13 protein-coding genes are annotated in these 18,905 nt (G+C 60.2%); 7 read left to right on the plus strand and 6 right to left on the minus strand.

Annotated features, from left to right (window positions below; genetic code table 11):
- Positions 1-32: 32 nt before the first annotated feature.
- Complete coding sequence (locus ACZ41G_RS02335) at positions 33-524, minus strand: hypothetical protein (protein ID WP_464145719.1); 492 nt, start codon at positions 522-524, stop codon at positions 33-35.
- Here ACZ41G_RS02335 and ACZ41G_RS02340 point away from each other — a divergent pair.
- Positions 523-1,317 carry a hemagglutinin gene (locus ACZ41G_RS02340; protein ID WP_464145721.1) on the plus strand — a complete coding sequence of 265 codons (795 nt, stop codon included), beginning with the start codon at positions 523-525 and terminating at the stop codon, positions 1,315-1,317. The genes ACZ41G_RS02335 and ACZ41G_RS02340 overlap by 2 nt on opposite strands.
- A gap of 624 nt (positions 1,318-1,941) precedes the next feature.
- Here ACZ41G_RS02340 and ACZ41G_RS02345 read toward each other — a convergent pair.
- Together ACZ41G_RS02345 and ACZ41G_RS02350 are read right to left on the minus strand one after the other, a co-directional pair.
- Positions 1,942-6,090 (minus strand): DUF3418 domain-containing protein, encoded by a 4,149-nt coding sequence (locus ACZ41G_RS02345; protein WP_464145723.1) that lies wholly within the window; start codon positions 6,088-6,090, stop codon positions 1,942-1,944.
- Complete coding sequence (locus ACZ41G_RS02350) at positions 6,087-6,782, minus strand: class I SAM-dependent methyltransferase (protein WP_464146188.1); 696 nt, start codon at positions 6,780-6,782, stop codon at positions 6,087-6,089. The genes ACZ41G_RS02345 and ACZ41G_RS02350 overlap by 4 nt, the downstream gene beginning before the upstream one ends.
- A gap of 276 nt (positions 6,783-7,058) precedes the next feature.
- Here ACZ41G_RS02350 and hflX point away from each other — a divergent pair, with 276 nt between their 5' ends.
- From hflX to ACZ41G_RS02365, 3 genes are all read left to right on the plus strand, one after another.
- A complete protein-coding gene (hflX, locus tag ACZ41G_RS02355) occupies positions 7,059-8,612 on the plus strand; it encodes a GTPase HflX (RefSeq protein WP_464146190.1) in 1,554 nt (517 codons plus the stop codon).
- A 177-nt stretch (positions 8,613-8,789) separates the two neighbouring features.
- On the plus strand, positions 8,790-9,752 hold the full coding sequence (locus tag ACZ41G_RS02360; RefSeq protein WP_029575654.1) for an L-lactate dehydrogenase: 963 nt from the start codon (positions 8,790-8,792) through the stop codon (positions 9,750-9,752).
- 258 nt (positions 9,753-10,010) lie between these two features.
- Entirely contained in the window at positions 10,011-11,003 is a 993-nt protein-coding gene (locus ACZ41G_RS02365; protein ID WP_464145725.1) for a cation diffusion facilitator family transporter, read from the plus strand.
- Between the two features lie 168 nt (positions 11,004-11,171).
- Here ACZ41G_RS02365 and lexA read toward each other — a convergent pair whose 3' ends face one another.
- Positions 11,172-11,921, minus strand: a complete 750-nt coding sequence (gene lexA, locus ACZ41G_RS02370) for a transcriptional repressor LexA (protein ID WP_033505082.1) — start codon at positions 11,919-11,921, stop codon at positions 11,172-11,174.
- A gap of 400 nt (positions 11,922-12,321) precedes the next feature.
- Here lexA and ACZ41G_RS02375 point away from each other — a divergent pair, with 400 nt between their 5' ends.
- Both ACZ41G_RS02375 and nrdR read left to right on the plus strand, forming a co-directional pair.
- Positions 12,322-12,591, plus strand: coding sequence for a LysM peptidoglycan-binding domain-containing protein (locus ACZ41G_RS02375; RefSeq protein ID WP_464145728.1), 270 nt, complete (start codon positions 12,322-12,324; stop codon positions 12,589-12,591).
- A gap of 85 nt (positions 12,592-12,676) precedes the next feature.
- A complete protein-coding gene (nrdR, locus tag ACZ41G_RS02380; protein WP_015450129.1) occupies positions 12,677-13,147 on the plus strand; it encodes a transcriptional regulator NrdR in 471 nt (156 codons plus the stop codon).
- A 212-nt stretch (positions 13,148-13,359) separates the two neighbouring features.
- Here the strand turns inward: nrdR and serA are convergent, their stop codons facing one another.
- Together serA and ACZ41G_RS02390 are read right to left on the minus strand one after the other, a co-directional pair.
- Entirely contained in the window at positions 13,360-14,589 is a 1,230-nt protein-coding gene (serA, locus tag ACZ41G_RS02385) for a phosphoglycerate dehydrogenase (protein WP_412171242.1), read from the minus strand.
- 9 nt (positions 14,590-14,598) lie between these two features.
- Positions 14,599-16,878, minus strand: a complete 2,280-nt coding sequence (locus tag ACZ41G_RS02390) for a HelD family protein (RefSeq protein ID WP_441481609.1) — start codon at positions 16,876-16,878, stop codon at positions 14,599-14,601.
- Between the two features lie 1,329 nt (positions 16,879-18,207).
- Here ACZ41G_RS02390 and mraZ point away from each other — a divergent pair.
- Complete coding sequence (mraZ, locus tag ACZ41G_RS02395) at positions 18,208-18,903, plus strand: division/cell wall cluster transcriptional repressor MraZ (RefSeq protein WP_464146192.1); 696 nt, start codon at positions 18,208-18,210, stop codon at positions 18,901-18,903.
- Positions 18,904-18,905: the final 2 nt, after the last annotated feature.

Here is an 18,905-nt window from a genome sequence, read left to right on the forward strand (position 1 = left end):
ATTTTTAGCAACATGCGGCGAGGATTGGAATGTTAGGCATCGTGCCCCGCGTCATCGGAGGACATAGATATGATGGCAGAACCTGCGGATACGACGGATGCGATGGAATCAACAGCATCAGCAGAAACGATAAAGCCGGGAGCATCGACGACATTGGGTAGCACGACGAACACGGAGACGAAGGCGGAAGCCTCGACATCTTCGAGCAAGCCGAAATCGGGACATGCGGTGAAACCATCCGCAGGACGCGACTGTGGACGGCGTACCGGTGGTTCCGGACGGCGTGCCGGCTCCAGCGCACAATCCGCGGGACGTGCCAAGTATGCGCGAGGGGCGTCGTCACGCGCTTCGTCCTCGCGTGGGTCATCGTCAACGGGGTCGTCGTCGCGTGCCTCGTCCCCGCGCGGCGGTGGTCGGAAAGCCTCATCGTTCTCGAAAACACTACGACAATTGCAAACCCGGTATCGCAAGGCATGGAAGAAAGCGAATCCCGGCAAACGGTGTCTGATTGTGCTGGAAACCATGGTAGCGATTATCTGCGCGATGGCACTGGTCATGGGGCTGATTCGCGTCGTGCAATGGCGGACGGAAATCGCCATCGCCCAATACCGGCAGAATCAAACCGCGGAAAAGTACGGATTCAACCCCGGCAACATCATCTCCGATGGACAGTTCTTCAACGGCAATGCCATGAGCCAAGCGGAAATCCAAGCGTTTCTCGATAAGGAAGGCGCATCATGCACGGGAAGCCAATGTCTGCGCGTCATGACGTTTGATAGCGAGAACGAGCCCGCCGGCAGCGAATGCGAGGCGTACCAAGGGGCGCAAGGCGAAACCGCTGCCGCGATCATCAGCAAATCGGCGAAAGCCTGCGGAGTCAGTCCAAAAGTGCTGCTCACCGTGCTGCAGAAGGAGCAGCATCTGGTTACCGCGACCAGTACGACCGCCTTCCAGTTCAAAGCCGCGATGGGCTTGAGCTGCCCGGACGACGCGAGCTGCGACCCGCAGTACGCTGGGTTCTTCCGGCAAGTGTATGGGTCGGCGAAACGCTACAAGTACTATTTGCAGCATGAGGATACGTACGGATACCATGTCGGCAGCATGAACTACATCCAATACAATCCGAACGCCAGTTGCGGGGGCAGCCAGGTGTACATCGAGAACAAGGCGACCGCGTTGCTGTACATCTACACGCCTTATCAGCCGAACACGGCGGCGCTCGCAGCCGGAGCGGGGGAGGGCGACTCCTGCTCGGCGTACGGCAACCGCAACTTCTCGATCATCTACACCGGCTGGTTTGGCAATCCGCGCTCGTAGGAGGGCGGCTTCGACGGCAAGATCGCCGGGCCGGTCATATGGCGTTGTGTGAGGATTGGCTCGCACAACGCCAGCGATTGTTCAGATGATGCATGTGACGAAATACAGAACTTGCCGGACGCAGCGATGCCTGGGCCCGTGAGTTGGTGAACCGACAAACCGTGTATGTCGCGGCATGCGTATCTTGACGGATGTCGTGATGCCCGGGCGTGGAGGACGGGGGTTGACATCTCGTGTATGTTGCCGCATACATGCGTTGCCGGATATCATGATGTCCGGTCGTGGAGGACGGCGGGTTGTTGTTGCATGTGTATTGTTGCATACGGAATGTGCAGGTTGGCTGTGGATGGTAGTCGTTTGGGGGACAATGCCGCGCGTCGCGTATGTCGTGCCATACGTAACATGTCGAATCGGAGAGATTGACGGCTGAACGATGCCAATCGTTGACCCGCATATACAACCTACGTATGCGGCAGCATACGGGATATGCCGGATGCCGCCGCACACGAAGACAACGATTGGCGATGGTGCGTGTTGCGTATGTCCGGGCACACAGCGCACGACAACTTGCAGAACCTTCCTGCAGCGTACTGGTGAGTGCCACAACTAAGCACTGCAACCTGCCTACGCGAGCACCTTGCGGATTCGCTGGATGCTCACCGGTTTCGCCGTGCCCAGCTCCTGCGCCCACAGGGACACGTAGAACTCCTCGAGCATCCACCGGGCTTGGGTCGCCTTGCCCAGCAGCTGCTCGTGACGCGGTCCGGCCGGCTCGGCCTTTGCGCGTTCCATCGCCTTGTCCACGAGTCCGCGCGCTTCATCGGCCTGCCATGCCCAGCGCACGTCCCGATTCTTATCAGTCTTTGCTTTGGCAAGCCGCATCAGATCAGCGTGCAGATACCGTTCGATATTCGGCAACGCATCCGGGGGAGCTGCCCCGATGAACCCGGGGAACACGAGCGTGGCGATATGCTCACGCACCGATTGCAGCACCGAGAGCATCGGCAGGTCGGCCTTGCCGGACACTGCCTTGTCCACTTCGGCGTACCGCTTGAGAATCGCAATCACATCATGTACAACCGCATACACGGTATCCTCGAACACTTCCGACACCCCGCTGACCGCTTGGGCGAGCGCCTCATCGTCCGGCAGCTTGTCCACACGCGGCAGCAGTCGCTTGACAGCGGCGAGCTGCAAATCCTCGACCAGATCGGCGGTGGAACGGTATGGCGCGCTTGCCAGCATGAGCGCTTCGGCACCCAGCCACCGTGAGGAAATACGTTCCGACGGCAGGCGTAGGGAGTCCAGTGCGCCTGCCCACAGAATGTCGGCGCGCGGTTTGGTAGTTGCCCCCGCTTTGTGCAGCAGATTTGCCTGTTGGACGATTTTCCCTTGCGCCTCGGCGGCTTTCGCCTGTCGTTGTACGACTTTGCGCGCGGATGCGGCGGCGAGCTGCGCGAACTGCCGTTGCAGTCCGACCAGGGATTTGCCGGTACCGAGTACTTTGACGGCCTGCCGTCCGCCATGCCTATGCCCATTGCCGTGCCGATGTTGGGATTTGGCTTGCGGCAGTGGCTGTTCGATGCTGAAGGTCATCCTCAGGTAGGGGGCGAGTTTGCTGATTTGCTTGTCGGTATAGACCTCCGGGTGAATCTGCGCGCCGACTGTCGAAATCGCTGCCGCGGTGAACGCGTGGATGATATCCGGCCATGCGCCGGCTCCGGCCACCTGTGAGCTAACTGGCGAACCTTCCCTCGCGCTTTCTTGCAGATCATCATCAGGCAGGTTCGGATGCCCCATTTCCCCGGATCCGGGCAAATCCGGGTATCGTTCGTCAATCGCCTCGCGGATTGCCCGCGCGGTGTCGGGGGCGGGCACGAACTGGACGCGCAGCGCCTTCGGCAGGGATTTGATCATGCCGAGCAGCAGTTCGTCAAGCAGACCGGGCACGTTCCATGTGAACTGTTCAGGCGTCAACCGTGACAGTTCCTTGATGGGGATGTGCACGGTCACACCGTCGTCCGGGGCGCCCGGCTCGTACTTGTAGCTCAGCCGCAGGTCGATCGGCGTGCCGTCGGTGCCGAGCGTATGCCAGTATTCCGGGTAGTCGTCCATGCTGACGCTGCCGGATTGCTGGAGCCGCTCGACGTTCTCCGGGTCGAAATCCAGCAGGTGCGGCTGCTTGTCGTGTTCGCCCTTCCACCATTTCGCCAGATCAGCGACACTCGTGATATCCGCGGGGATGACGGCATTGTAGAAGTCGAACAGATCCTCATCGCTGACCGTGTCGGCGACTTGCCGGGTGCGGTCGGCATCCTGCGCGGCATCCTCAAGGATGTCCCGGTTGCGTTCGATGAAGCCGTCATATGGGAAGCGCTGCTGGATATCGCCTTCGACCAAGCCTTGCCTCAGCAGGAAATCACGTGCTTCGGGCGGGTTGATGCGCCCCCATTGCACAGGACGGTCCTGCACAATCGGCAGCCCATATAGCAGGACTTTCGATTGCGCTACCGCCGATCCGCGTGAGCCGGACCAATGCGGCTCGGCGTAGGTGACGCGGGTGAGCGAGCCGGCCAGAGGTTCCGCCCATGCCGGGTCGATTGCGGCGGAATACCGCGCCCACAGGCGTGAGGTTTCCACCAGTTCCGTGCTCATCACCCACGGGGGAGTGGTTTTCGCGACCGCGGACGCGGGGAACAGCGCGAAACGTGTGCCGCGGGCGCCCTGATAGTCGTTTTTCGCGGTTTTCTGCGCGCGTTTCATCGCCCGGGCTTTGGCCGCCCCCTTGAGACCGGCGAAATCCGAAGCTTTCGGCTCGCGCACCACCTGCATGCCCATCATGGACAGCAGCCCGGCGAGCATTGATTGGTGAATGCCTTGCGCGTCCCACGTGCAGCACATGGAGTGCGCGGCCTGCTGGTTCATCGGCAGATTGCGGATGTCAAGCCCCGGCCGGGAGATCGGCTGTGGCTCGCCCACGCGGAATTTCAGTTCGCGGCACATCTGGGACAGTTGCGCGACCAGGTCTTTCCACTGCCGCATGCGCAGGAAGCTGAAATACTCGGCTTTGCAGATGCGACGCAGCGCATTGTTGCCTGGCTCGCCGTCCACTTGGAACACGCGGTCCCAAATATTGAGCGCGGTGAGGAAATCACTGGTCGGGTCAGCATACCGATTGTGAATCCGGTCAGCTTCCTCGCGTTTGTCTTCGGGTCGCTCCCTTGGGTCTTGCAAGCTGAGGAATGCGACGACGACCAGCACAGCGGCAAGCGTGTTCGGCGTGGTGCGGGTGGCCGCTTCGATGACCATGCGCCCGAGCCTGATGTCGATTGGGATATGGGACAGTTGTCGGCCGATGCGGGTCAGTTTGACTTCGCCGTGTTTATGGCTGACGGCCTTGAGTTCGGTCAGCTCGTTGAATCCGTCGGATACGGAACGCACATCCGGCGGGTCGATGAAGCCGAAATGCGTGATGTCATCGACCGTGTGCGCCACGCCGACCGACAGCATGTGCAGCACCACCGCGCCCAGCGACGTACGCAGGATTTCAGGCTCGGTGAACCGCGGCCGCGTCTGGTAATCCTCGTTCGAATACAGGCGAATCGCGATGCCGTCGGCTACACGCCCGCATCGGCCGGAACGCTGGTCGGCGCTCGCCTGCGAAATCGGTTCAATCGGCAGACGCTGCACTTTCGCCGTTTTCGAATACCGTGAGATACGTGCGGTGCCCGGATCGACGACATAGCGGATTCCCGGCACGGTCAGCGATGTTTCCGCCACATTCGTAGCGATGACAATGCGTTGATGGGTGTGCGGTTCGAACACCTTGTGCTGTTCCTTGGCGGACAACCTGGCGAACAGCGGCATGATCTCGATCGCGTCGGGGCGGCGCATATCCGCTGTGCGCGGACCGAAATGATGATGCAGGGCGTTTTCGAAATCATGGATATCGCGCTCGCCGGATGCGAAGACGAGGATGTCCCGCGGTCCGTGCTCATGGCTGGAACGGATGACCAGTTCGGCGCAGGCGCGCGCCACGGCGGTCGGCACATCGGTCTGGTCATCGTCGCTGTTGCCATTGTTGCCGCCGCGCCCGTCGTCCCCGCCGATTGCGGGATTGCGCGGATTGGGGAAGCCGGGCACATGATTCATGAGAGCCGGCAGTGATCCCAAGGGCTCGTAGACGATCTGCACAGGATAGGTGCGCCCGGAAACTTCGATGACCGGCACCTTGGTGTGCAACGCGTGCTCGAAATGATCGCGGAACTTCTCCGAATCGATGGTCGCCGAAGTGATCACGAGCTTCAAATCATGGCGTTTGGGCAGCAGCGCGGTCAGATAGCCGAGCAGGAAGTCGATGTTGAGACTGCGTTCGTGCGCCTCGTCAATCACGATGGTGTCGTAGCGGCTCAGCTGTGGGTCGCGCTGAATCTGCGCGAGCAAGATGCCGTCGGTGACCACGCGCAGTCTGGTATTAGGGGAGCTCTCGTCGGTGAACCGCACCTGGTAGCCGATTTCATCGCCGAGTTTCGTTCCCATTTCCAAGGCGATGCGTTCGGCGACTGTTCGCGCGGCAAGTCGGCGCGGCTGCGTGTGCACAATCTGGTGACCATGCGTGCCACGGCCCATTTCCAGCAGCATTTTCGGGATCTGCGTGGTTTTGCCCGATCCGGTTTGACCGGAGACGATGACGACCTGCGAGCGTTTCACCGCGTCGATGATTTCGTCATGCGCCGCGGAAATCGGCAGTTCCTTTGGATATGTGAACTTCATGCCTGACGCAGCACCTCGATGACGCGATACCCCTTGGAACTGGCGTATTTGCTGACCGAATAGCCGTCGCCGAGCGCTTGGGCGAGCCAGGGGATGAGTGAATCGGAGCCGAGGTTCTTCTGCACCACCAGATACGCGGCGCCGCCTGGGTTGAGTCGCGGCAGCCAGGCCATGAGCAGCTCGTGCAACGCGTCTTTGCCGATGCGGATCGGCGGGTTGGACCAGATCACGTCGAAGGTCAGGTCGGCGGGCACGGCGTCGGACGTGACGGCGTGCACATGCTCCAAACCGTTGGATTTCGCGTTTTCCGCGGTCAGATCGACTGCGCGTTCGTTGATGTCGATCGCCCAGATGTCAAGGTTGGGGGATTCGAAGCCCAAAGCGAGTGCGATTGGCCCCCAGCCGCACCCCAGATCGAGCCCGATGCCTTGCTGCGGCGGCATGGGCGCATGGCGCAGCAGCACGGACGTACCCAGATCGACGCGATTGCCTGAGAACACGCCGTTGGATGTCTGGACCGTGGCATCGTAGCCGCGCAAGGTCACCTTGCGTTCGCGCCTGACGTCGGCCGATTGGGGGTTCGCCGTGAAATACTGCTCGTCGCCTGTGCCCTGTTTCTGCGCGGAGCGTGTGCCGTTCTTCTGTTTGGTGTCACGCTCTTCGGCGCCATGATGTGCTTTCGATACTGCCATATCCTTGTGTTCTTCCTGCAAACGTCCGTTGGTCGCGCCGGCGTGCTCGCCTGTCGCTGACGGCGGAACCGGCTTGGTGTTGTCGTCCAACATGTTGATAATAAAGACAATAGTTGATACTAGGAAGATACCGTCGGTCGTGCCGCCGATTCGGCGGTGCGAGAAGAAGGAACCGCCATCACCACGACAGCTTTCGCACGTACGGACGACGCTGAAGACAACCGGGAAACCCAGGCCAGCCAGACAAGCCAGGAACATCAGGGGAGTGCGGCTGGTATGACATCGCAACAGGCAGGAAGCCAAGGTACGGCGGAGCATGATTCGGACGGTACTGTGAACCAATCTGTCCAATCCGGGAAAGGCCAATCCGCCCCTGCCCAAGACGAGGACGTGCTGTCCGAACATTCCGAGGTCCTGCTTGACGATGCCGCGGCCCACCCCTACGCCCACGAAGACCAGGAGTGGCGCGAACGCGAGGCGCGCAACGAACTCAAACGAGTCGCCGGTCTCGGCGAATTGCAGGATGTCACCGAAGTCGAATACCGCAAGGTGCGTCTCGAACGCGTGGTGCTCGTCGGCGTGTGGTCGAGCGCGAAAACCACCCAGGCACAGGCCGAGGAATCGTTGCGCGAGCTCGCAGCACTCGCCGAAACCGCCGGCGCCCAGGTGTGCGACGGCCTCTTGCAACACCGTCTGCGCCCGGATTCTGCGACTTATGTGGGTTCCGGCAAGGCCAAGGAAATCGCGGGTGTTGTCGCGCGTGACGAAGCCGATACCATCATCGTCGACGATGACTTGCCGCCGAGTCAGCGGCGAGCCTTGGAGGATGCGACAAAAGTCAAGGTCGTCGATCGCACGGCCGTGATTTTGGACATCTTCGCCCAGCATGCGACCAGCCGCGAAGGCAAGGCGCAAGTCGAGCTCGCCCAATTGCAATACATGCTGCCGCGATTGCGCGGTTGGGGCGGGTCGCTGTCCCGTCAGGCGGGTGGTCGTGCGGCGGGCGCCGACGCGGGTATCGGCTCGCGTGGCCCCGGCGAGACGAAAATCGAAATGGACCGCCGTGTCATCCGCAACCGGATCGCCAAATTACGTAAACAGATCGCTCACATGGCCCCCGCGCGCGATGTCAAGCGCGGGTCGAGGCGTCGCTTCGGTCTGCCCACGGTCGCCGTGGTCGGGTATACCAACGCCGGCAAATCATCATTGACCAACCGGCTGACCGGCTCGCGAGAGCTGGTGGAGAACGCGCTGTTCGCCACGCTTGACACCGCGGTGCGACGCGCGAGCGCGAAGGACGGCCGCCAATACGCCTACGTGGACACCGTCGGATTCGTCCGTCGTCTGCCCACGCAGCTGGTCGAGGCATTCAAATCCACGCTCGAGGAAGTCGCCGACGCCGATGTCATCGTGCACGTGGTCGACGCCTCACACCCGGACCCGTTCGCCCAGATCGACGCGGTCAATGCCATCCTCGCCGATATCAACGGCACCGAAAGCATCCCGCGCATCCTGGTATTCAACAAAATCGACCGGGCGGATCAGGCGACCCGTGAGCGTCTTGCGGCGCTCGCTCCCGAGGCACACCTCGTATCCGCGTTCACCGGGGAAGGCATCGACGCGTTGCGTGAGGCGGTCGAGGCGCTTCTGCCGGTACCCGATGTGCATGTCAGCGCGTTGCTGCCGTACACAGCCGGGTCTCTCGTCTCGAAAATCCGTGAATACGGTCAGATGGACTCCATCGAGTACCGCGGGGATGGCATGATGATCGAAGCGCAGGTTGACAGCCAGCTTGCCGCCCAGGTGGTCGATGCCGCCGTCGATGAATAACCGCTGAACGACTGCAATACTTGATACCACTTCATTGTGAACGCTCTCATATTTTTCCTTCCCTTGGCCCGACGTCAAGGCGTTTTCCCTGCGCAAACGTCACGGAGAGCCACTAGAGTGGAGATGTTACTGAATGAAGCCCGTCACAATCGGGTCATTGCCAAGGAGAAGTAGCAAATGGTGAATTCAGCTGTAAAGCCCACGAAGCTCGCTATCATCGGTGCCGGCGCTGTCGGCTCAACGCTTGCCTTCGCGGCCGCCCAGCGTGGCGTTGCGCGCGAAATCGTTCTCGAGGACATCGCCAAGGAGCGTGTCGAGGCCGAGGTGCTCGACATGCAGCACGGCTCCAGCTTCTATCCGACCGTCTCCATCGACGGTTCCGACGATGTTGAGATCTGCCGTGACGCCGACATGGTCGTCATCACCGCGGGCGCTCGCCAGAAGCCGGGCCAGTCCCGCCTCGATCTTGCAGGCGCGACCATCAACATCATGAAGTCCATCATCCCGAACGTGGTGAAGGTCGCCCCGAACGCGATTTATATGCTCATCACGAACCCGGTGGATGTCGTCACCCACGTGTCCATGAAGCTGTCCGGCCTGCCGGCCAACCAGATGTTCGGTTCCGGCACGAACCTTGATTCCGCTCGTCTGCGCTTCCTGATCGCGCAGCAGACCGGCGTGAACGTGAAGAACGTGCACGCGTACATCGCCGGCGAACACGGCGATTCCGAAGTCCCGCTGTGGGCTTCCGCCACCATCGGTGGCGTCCCGATGTGCGATTGGCAGCCGCTGCCGGGCCATGAGCCGCTCGACGCTGCCAAGCGCGAGGAAATCCATCAGGAAGTCAAGAACGCTGCCTACAAGATCATCCAGGGCAAGGGTGCGACCAACTACGCGATCGCCATGTCCGGCGTGGATATCATCGAGGCTGTGCTGCGCGACACCAACCGCATCCTGCCGGTGTCCTCCATGCTCACCGACTTCCACGGCATCTCCGACGTGTGCATGTCCGTGCCGACCCTGCTGAACCGTCAGGGCGTGAACTCCCGCATCAACACCCCGCTGTCCGACCATGAGCTCCAGGAGCTCAAGAAGTCCGCGGAGACGCTGCGCGAGACCGCTGCGAAGTTCGGCTTCTGATACGTTCGCGAGCCGTATGGCGCCGTGACTGACTTGATGTCGTGACACCATACCCGGTACACTCGGAACAACAAGGAAACCCCGGCCGTTACGCCGGGGTTTCGTCGTATCTGCATGGATGAGAATGGTAATGAGAAGCGGTTTCGACAATGCGCAGGTGGCAGTGCGCAGTGCCTATACGCAGGCGGCAAGGCGCTGGCGGCAAGGCGCACGGCCTATGTGCAAGTATGGCCGCGGAATACCCAAGGAGAGTACGCGATGACGCACGGTGAAGGAGCCTACCGAAAAGCGGGAAGTAGCAAGGAGCATCAGCGCAGGCTGACCATGTCGCTGGCGCTGACATCGACTGTGTTCATCGCCGAAGTGATTAGCGCGGCATTGACCGGATCGCTGGCGTTGCTGGTGGATGCCGGGCATATGCTCACTGATCTTTCAGTACTGGTCGCCTCGGCGGTGACGGCGATGCTGATGCGGCGCAAGCCCAGCAACACCCGGACATGGGGGTGGGCGCGGCTGGAGGTCATCACTGCGGCGCTCGGTGCGTTGGTGTTGCTGTTCGTCGGGGTCTATGCGCTTGTCGAGGCGGGGATGCGCCTGTTCGGCGGAGCAGATGACGGTGTGCGCAGTGTCGGGCTGCTGCTGTTCATGGGCGTATTGGGTTTGGCAGCGAATATCGGTTCGATTGTCATTCTTCACGGGAACAGCGATGACAACATGAATATGCGCGCGGCCTTTCTCGAGGTGGTCAATGATGCCCTGGGGTCGGTTGCGGTTATTGTTTCTGCGATCGTGCTGCAATGCACGGGTTGGGGCGGCTTTGATGCGATTGCGGGCGGCATCATCGCGTTGATGATGATTCCGCGTGCGGTGCTGCTGCTGCGTAAGGCGGTGCGCGTGCTGTTGGAGGAGACGCCGGAGGGGCTGGATCTCGATGAGGTTCGCGCGCATATGGAGCGCGTGCCGCATGTGGTGGCTGTGCATGACCTGCATGCGAGTACGGTGTCGACCGGTATGCCGGTGCTGATGGCGCATGTGGTGGTCGATCCGGGGCTGTCGATGGCGCAGGGGGCGCAGATTCTGGCTCAGTTGCAAAGCTGTCTGCGCGAGCATTTCCCGGTGTCAATTCCGCATACGACCTTCCAGCTTGAGCCGGCCGGGTGCGAGGCGACTCGCGCGGAACATCTGCATGATGCGCCGGAAGATGAGGGTGACAGCGGTGATGGTGTTGGGGTTGGTGACGCAGCTGATTGAGCTGATGGTGACGCGCCCATTTGAGGGAATGCGCGAGGATTGAGTCGTACGCCGGGATGATTGGTCATCCCGCGCCGGTGTGCTCGGCGGTTATCTGCCTGTTGTGCGACTGGTGTGTTGCATGACGTCGCGACAGATGACTGCGACGTGCGACACCACCGGCAAGACTTAGATTTTGCGCAGAACGGTGACTACTTTGCCCATGATTTGTGCATGGGTGCCATCGATGGGGGAGTATGCAGGGTTGTGAGGGATGAGCCACACGTGACCGTGCTCCTTGCGGAAGGTTTTTACGGTGGCTTCGTCATCGAGCAGTGCCGCGACGATGTCCCCGTTTTCGGCGTTTTGCTGTTCGCGTACCACCACGAAATCGCCGTCGCAGATGGCCGCGTCCACCATGGAATCCCCGTGGACTTCGAGCATGAAGAGATTACCCGTGCCGGTGAGCCGTTCCGGGAGCCTCATGACATCTTCGATGTGCTGCTGAGCGGTAATCGGAGTGCCTGCTGCAATCCTGCCCACAAGGGGCACGTCGCGCGACTCAAGAATGGATTCCTGATCGTTCGTGGATGTTGCCGCCGTGGGGAAGGGAAAAATCTGCGCTGCCTGTTGATGTATGGATTTGGGCGGAACGGATGGTGTTGTAGTGGGCTGATCCTCGACAAGCTCGATGGCACGGCCTTTTTTGGCGCCGATGCGGATATAGCCGCGGTCGGCAAGAACCTGCAGCTGATGCTTGACCGACGACGGGCTTTTCAACCCCACCAAATCACCGATTTCCCGGAATGACGGGGCATAGCCGTGTTTGGCGACATGGGAGCGAATGGCGTCCAGCACTTGGCGCTGGCGGTTGCTCAACGCCAATGATTGCTGGCTGTGCTCGTCATCATGCCTAGACGGGAATGCGATGGTGCCCACATCAAATCCTTTCGTTCTCCACTAGCATAACCGAGCCCGCGGGAAAAATCAAACAAATGTTCGACACGCCACTTGTCAACTTCGAATGTCCGTGTCATAATTAGAACACCTGTTCGATAGAACATATGTTCGAACGTATTGCGAGTGATCGCAGCGTAGCCGTATGGCGTCGCGGGTTGCAAGGCAGCTGGCACATGCGCATGGCTGGTATTGCAGATTAGACATGCGCATGAGGCATAACGCACGGGAAAGGTGGAGAGGTATGCGAGCTCAGGAGTATATGGGGATGCGTTCTGTTGGCTATCGCGCTGTCCATACGCGCCCAGGCGAGGGGGTTGGTGTGCTGCATCGACGTGGAACTGCGCGAGCGTCCGCGATCGCTGCAGCGAGCAGCCGGTCTGTGCTGTCGAAAGGTTTGATTGTCGCCTTGCTGGCGATTGCGGTGGTGTTCGGGTGGAGTATGCTAGAACCGCGGACTGCGGAATCGGCAACCCCGGTGCAAACCGTAACCTATCAAGTGCAGGCGGGGGATACCTTGTGGCAGTATGCGCAGGAGGTGACTCCTGCTGGCGGTGACGTGAACCAGAAGGTTGATGAAATCGTCAGACTCAACAACATGCAATCCACTGGTCTCAAACCGGGGGAATCAATTGTGGTGCCCATTGACTGACGATGGTCGGCTGGTTCGCGTTGATACCGGCCACTGGTTTACAAGTGGGAACGGCAAGTTGGGGCTGTCGACTATGGTTGGAGGTATGCATTGCCCGTTTTGCCAGAATCCTGAAACCAAGGTGGTCGACACCCGTATCAACGAGGACGGTCATTCCATTCGTCGTCGTCGTGAATGCCTCAAATGCGGCAGGCGTTTCACTACGGTGGAAACCACAATGCTTCTGGTACAGAAACGTTCGGGCAATGTGGAGCCGTTCGACCGCAACAAGGTGGTCAACGGTGTGCGCAAAGCCTGCCAGGGTAGGCCGATTGACGAGGATCAGCTCAAGATGCTCGGTCAGCGGGTTGAGGAAGATTTGCGGTCCCGCGGCCTGGCAACGGTCAAATCCGACGAGGTGGGCAAAGCGATTCTCAAACCGTTACGCGATTTGGATGAAGTCGCGTACATGAGATTCGCCAGCGTGTATCAGAACTTTGAAAACCTGCAGGACTTCCAGCATGCCATTGATGAGCTGAACGCCAGCAAAGCTAAGGAACTCAACGGCGTTCACTGACCATGTGTCGGTGATTGACATGGTTGATTTCGTGGAAGGCTCGCATCTCGCTGTTCTCAATCAGATGTGACATGTCGACATGCGATGACACAGACCCACATAAGAAACCGGTCAGGCACCCTAGGAACCTGACCGGTTGTGATATCAGCTGAATACAGCTATCTGAAACGCGCCTACGAACGCACTCGCATCAATAAAACGCGTCACGAGTGTCAGCGTTCAGTATCCTCTGCAGTGTTGCCGTCGGTGAGGACGCGCATACGAATCGTGCCTTCGATATGGCTCAGCGCGTCAATAGTCGCTTGGTCGGGGACTTCGGCGACATCGGTGACCACATATCCCAACTCACCTTCGGTGCCGAGGGACTGTGCAGAGATGTTGATGTTCTCCTCGCCGAGGATGTGGTTCATCTTGCCCAGCACGCCAGGCAGATTGGCGTGAAGATGCGCGATACGTGCGACGCCGCGGTTGTTGCCGAGGTTGAGCTGCGGGAAGTTCACGGACAGCGCTGCGGAACCCTTGAACCAGTAGTCTTCCAGACGCTGCGACACGAAATGGCCGATGGATTCCTGAGCTTCGAGCGTGGAGCCGCCGATATGCGGTGTCAGGATCATATTGTCCTCGTCAGCCAGCGGCGTGGTGAACGCATCGCCGCTCTTCTTAGGCTCGACCGGGAACACGTCAACGGCCGCCCCGGAGATATGCCCGGAATCCAGATGGCGCTTGAGCGCGTCCAAATCCGCAACAAAACCGCGAGACAGGTTGATGAAAATAGCGCCCTGCTTCATGTGGGAGAACTGTTCCTCGCCGAAGAAGCCAGTGTTCGACTTGCGCCCGTCCACATGCAGCGTCACGGCATCGGACTGCTCAAGGAGCTCATTGAGACTCGACATGCGCTTGGCGTTGCCCATCGCGAGCTTCTCCTCAAGATCATAGAACAGGACGCGCATGCCCATGGCCTCGGCGAGAACCGAAAGCTGGGAGCCGATATTGCCATAGCCGATGATGCCAAGCGTCTTGCCGCGCACTTCGTGGGAACCACTGGCGGACTTGTCCCACACACCGTGCTTCATATGGTGCGTGTGCGCGGGGATGCGGCGCATCAGGCAGATGATATCGCAGATGACCAGTTCCACCACGGAACGGGTATTCGAATACGGCGCGTTGAACACGGCGATGCCGCGCTTGCCCGCGTAGTCGAGATCGACCTGGTTGGTGCCGATGCAGAAGCAGCCGATCGCGGTCAGGTTGGGACGGGCGTCGATCACCTTGCGAGTGACATTCGTCTTGGAGCGAATGCCCAGCAGATCAACACCTTCGAGCGCGTCGATGAGCTCATCCTCGCTCAGAGCGCCCGTGAGCGTTTCCACTTCAAAACCGTGGTCTCGCAGCGATTGCGCCGCGAACGGATGAATATTCTCTAATAACAATGCTTTGGGCATACTACTACCTTAAATCATCAATTGATGTTCGTCATCCTCTGTCCGCACTATAAGCAGACGTTGTGTCGGACGGGTCATCGCCACGTACAAATCCGCAGCGGCAACAAGTCGTGAAGGTGCGGTCTGTTCAATCTCTCCGGGCTCGACGACAATGACCGCATCGAATTCCAAGCCTTTGACTTCCTCGGTGGTGCACACCATGACCTGTCGATCCCAACTGCTCTGCTCCGCAAGTCGCTTGTAGCGATCTTCAGGCAGTCCATCGCGCAACGTGTCGTCGACCGTCGATTGCATGGCGGGAAGCCGCTCGGGGGAGCAGATGACCGCGATGCGTCCGGTGCCGTCATCGCTGATGAATTCCTTGACCAGGCTGAGTGTGCGCGAGGCGACATCTGCGTTGAGCTCAGCATCGGTGTGCACAAGAACGCGCCGGACGGAATCATCCACATGCCGAACGGCCTTGACCGTCGAGACATACAGGCCCTCTCGCTGAGCGAACTCAGAGGCCAAGTCGGAGACTTCCTGCGGATTGCGGTAATCGATGGTCAATTCGTTGAGATCCCAATGATCAGGCCCGAACAGCCGATCCATGGTTTTCGCCCACGAGCGTGTGCCGCCGAGTGCAGAGGTTTGCGCGACATCTCCGACGATTGTGAACGAACGCGACGGACAGCGTCTGATGAGCATCCGCCAATCCATGGCGGTCAGTTCCTGCGCCTCATCGACGACGATATGCCCGTAAGTCCATTCTCGGTCGGCTGCCGCATGCTGGGCGATGAGTTCGTCGTCGCCGCCGTTGATATTGTCAAGCAGCATTTGCGAAGTGACGATACCTGTGCCGATGCCGGCCTGTGCGAGCGTATCGCGGGCGAACTGTTCCTCTTCGGCTCGCTTGGCGTCCTGCGTCGCCTGCCGTGCGGCTTGGCGGGGGTCGGGCCCGAGCAGCTCCAACGCCTCGTCGAGCAGAGGGATGTCGGAACGGGTCAGCGGCGAGCCTTTCGGCCTGGTAAGAATGCGGATATCGTTGTCCGTCAGCCATGGGGCATATGCGCGCAGCTGGTGCGGCTTGGCGAACATCTGATCGATCAGCCATTCGCCGGTCATCGGCAGCCACGCTTTGTTCAGGGTAATTCGGATCTGGTCGTTCATGCGCAACTGCGAGACGATGTCGGACAGTTCTGCCTGATTCGGCTGATAATCGAGTTGCTCGACGTACCGGTTGCGCAACGCGCTGAGCATGCTGCGCACGAAGGTTTCACGCGCCTTGTTGTGTGGCTGGCGTGTACGTTTCGCGTCGGCGATCGCCTGTTCAATATCCGTACGGAGCATGGGCACTTTGAAACCGTTGAGCGTAACGACAGGCAATCGTTGTGGAACGCGTTCACGCGCAGCAACTGCATGCTCGATCGCGTGGCGCATGCGATAATCGCCTTTCAGCATGGCGGCTCTCGCGTCATCCTCGTGTGTCGCGACGACACCGGGGATGAGGTCGGCGATGGTGCGGCTGACCACGCCGGTCTCGCCGAGCGAGGGGAGCACCTGATCGATGTAATGCAGGAAGCTTGTGCTCGGGCCGATGACCAGGACGCCGGAATTGGCGAGTCTGCGACGGTGCGTATACAGCAGATATGCGGCGCGATGCAGCGCGACAGCGGTTTTGCCGGTTCCCGGTCCGCCCTGAACAATGACCACACGGTCGAGCGGCGCGCGGATGATGCGATCCTGTTCCGCCTGAATGGTGGCGACGATATCGGTCATCTTGCCGGTACGCTTCGAGTTGAGCGACGCGAGTAGCGCGCCCTCGCCGGTCAGTGTGCCGGCGTCGGAGGCTTTACCGACCTGATCGGCGTGTACGTCGAGCACCTCGTCCTCAACCCCGACGACCTCGCGGAAATGAAGTGTGATATGGCGTCGCATGACGATATCGCCATGATGCGACGGGGTCGCCTCATAGAACGGTCGGGCGGCTTCGGCACGCCAATCGGTGAGAATAGGTTCATGGTCGGCGCTGGACAGGCCGATCCTGCCGATGTACCGGCGTTTGCCGTGCACGTCGTCAAGACGACCGAACACCAGACGATCCTCGACTGCGCGCAGCTGCATCAGCCGATCCTCGTACATGGTGGCGAAGGAATCACGTTCGGTGCGCTGGGTCGGCGAGCCGTGCGACCCCGCGGCACGTACTTTCGCCAGACGCTGCCGGGCTTGGTCACGCAGTGCGTCAAGCCGATTGTAGGCGCGGGTGACCGCCTGCTGTTCCTCGTGAAGCTGGGAGGAGTATGTCGTCATGCTGTTCCGTTTCTGCATTTCGGGTGCTGCAATTCAGGCATTCCAGTGTAGCGCGAGGCTTCTACGTTGTTCCTGCGTTGTTCCTGCGTTGTCCCCTGTTGTCGCTGATTCTCAGCTGGGCTTGATGTTGCTGGTGGGGCGGCGAACAGTCGGGTGCGTCGGATTGCTGATGTGCGGGTTTCGACATGGGGGTGTGCCGCCGCCGGTGCTGCGTTTCGTGGCTCCGCCTCTGGCGCGTGGGGGCGCGTCGAGCTGCGTTGTGTGAGTGAATCCCCACATGATGACGAGTTGGGACGCTTTGCTGGACAGATTGTGGGTGTATCTGCCCGGCGTGCGACTCTGCAATCGCACCGTGGGGAGGTGAAGCGCCTAGCTGGTTTCAATTAGTGGGTTATCTGCCTGCCGTGCGACTTGGCGGTCGCACGGTGGGGACATCGGCGCGGTTGAGGCGATCAGTTGGCGCGCTCTGCGTTATGCGCTTGCTGTGCGACCCGCATTATTTCCTTTCGCATGGCTGGTGACTTGCATTTAGAGATGGGCGATACAGGCGATTTTTTAGGGATAGTTCACCACAATAGCATCAATCCCTATCACAATCCGTAATATATGCAGGAAAAATGGTGATTGCATCACCATAGATATGGGATTGGTGTGGGAAAAGCTTGTCGGGCGACAATCTGAGCGCGATGGGGGCGAGCGGGGAATCGGCGGATTTTCGAGCGAAACGCCTGTGTCGAACCGGTTTTCGAATGATGACAACGGTTTGAGTGCGATATCGTGAGTTTTTTGTGTCGTGATGGGGAAAATTGGTGAATTGTGGGGTAGAGTGGTGAGTCAGCTGTGGCGACGCGAAACAACATGATCAAAAAGGAGGTGGGTCCAATGGCAGAACAGCGCGATGATGACAAGCCGGTGACCCCCTCCGAATCCCAGACTTCCGGCCAAATTCCGCCACTCGGCCAAACCTCGGCGACTCCACAGCCTTCATCGGACTGGCCTCAACCCACCACCCCAGCCAGCGCTATCAACGGTGTCGCTAATGGTGCCGCAGACGCGGCTGCAGCAAATGTTTCCAACGGTTATCCCGCGTCGCAAGTCCCGCCCGCCTTCCTTCAGCAACCCCAGCCGCAGACTGCTGCGCCGCAATCGCCAGCCGTGCAAATGCCGCCTGCCCAGCAGTCGTCTGCGTCGGCATATCAAGTTCAGGGCTATCAATCGATGACCCCTTATGCTGGCATGCCGCAGCAGTCCCAGACGGCTCAGCCATCCCAAGCCGTCCCACAGCCGCAGCAGGCCGCACCGCGGCAGTATGCCGCGACCCAGCAGTCCATGCCGCCCGCCCAGTTCCCGGCCTCCTATGCCCAGCAGCAGTCCCAGCAATACGTCGCCATGCCTCAAACCATGGCCGGCCAGCCGTTGATCCAGCAGCCGCAAGCTGTGTACCCGCAGCAGTCGCTAGGCACCATGCAAACGCAGCCGCAGGCGGCCCTGCCGCAGTCCGCCACCAGCCCCGTCTTCGTCTCCGCCCCCGCCCCCGCCCTCAACTCGGCTTCACCTGCCGCACCCATGCCCGCAGACAGCGGCGAAGTCATGCTTTTGGGCACGTACACCCCGAAAATCGACGCGAAAGGCCGTATGGCGCTCCCCGCGAAGTTCCGCACCCAGCTCGGCCCGGGCCTGATTATGGCCCGTGGTCAGGAACGCTGCGTGTACCTGTTCCCGCAGGCCGAATTCCGCCGTGTCGCCATGCAGATCCAGCACACGTCATTGGGTAACAAGGCCGCGCGCGAATATCTGCGTGTTCTGCTTTCCGGTGCCGTCGATCAGACCCCTGACAAGCAAGGCAGGGTGCTGGTGCCGCAAATGTTGCGCGATTACGCCAAGCTTGGCGGCGATATCGTCGTAATCGGCGTGGGCACGCGCGCAGAAATCTGGGATAAGAAGGCTTGGGAGCAGTATCTCGCCGACAACGAGCAGGGGTACTCCGATATCGCCGACGATGTGCTGCCGAGTGTGGAATGGTGATG

The organism is Bifidobacterium porcinum (assembly GCF_055378475.1).

Bases quoted from the DNA above. Each gene is read 5' to 3' on its own strand.
- hflX (WP_464146190.1), top strand. From the start codon at position 7,059: ATGACATCGCAACAGGCAGGAAGCCAAGGTACGGCGGAGCATGATTCG.
- ACZ41G_RS02365 (WP_464145725.1), top strand. From the start codon at position 10,011: ATGACGCACGGTGAAGGAGCCTACCGAAAAGCGGGAAGTAGCAAGGAG.
- ACZ41G_RS02335 (WP_464145719.1), bottom strand. From the start codon at position 524: ATGGTTTCCAGCACAATCAGACACCGTTTGCCGGGATTCGCTTTCTTC.
- serA (WP_412171242.1), bottom strand. From the start codon at position 14,589: ATGCCCAAAGCATTGTTATTAGAGAATATTCATCCGTTCGCGGCGCAA.
- ACZ41G_RS02340 (WP_464145721.1), top strand. From the start codon at position 523: ATGGTAGCGATTATCTGCGCGATGGCACTGGTCATGGGGCTGATTCGC.
- ACZ41G_RS02360 (WP_029575654.1), top strand. From the start codon at position 8,790: ATGGTGAATTCAGCTGTAAAGCCCACGAAGCTCGCTATCATCGGTGCC.
- nrdR (WP_015450129.1), top strand. From the start codon at position 12,677: ATGCATTGCCCGTTTTGCCAGAATCCTGAAACCAAGGTGGTCGACACC.
- mraZ (WP_464146192.1), top strand. From the start codon at position 18,208: ATGCCGCCCGCCCAGTTCCCGGCCTCCTATGCCCAGCAGCAGTCCCAG.
- ACZ41G_RS02345 (WP_464145723.1), bottom strand. From the start codon at position 6,090: ATGAAGTTCACATATCCAAAGGAACTGCCGATTTCCGCGGCGCATGAC.
- ACZ41G_RS02350 (WP_464146188.1), bottom strand. From the start codon at position 6,782: ATGGCAGTATCGAAAGCACATCATGGCGCCGAAGAGCGTGACACCAAA.
- ACZ41G_RS02390 (WP_441481609.1), bottom strand. From the start codon at position 16,878: ATGACGACATACTCCTCCCAGCTTCACGAGGAACAGCAGGCGGTCACC.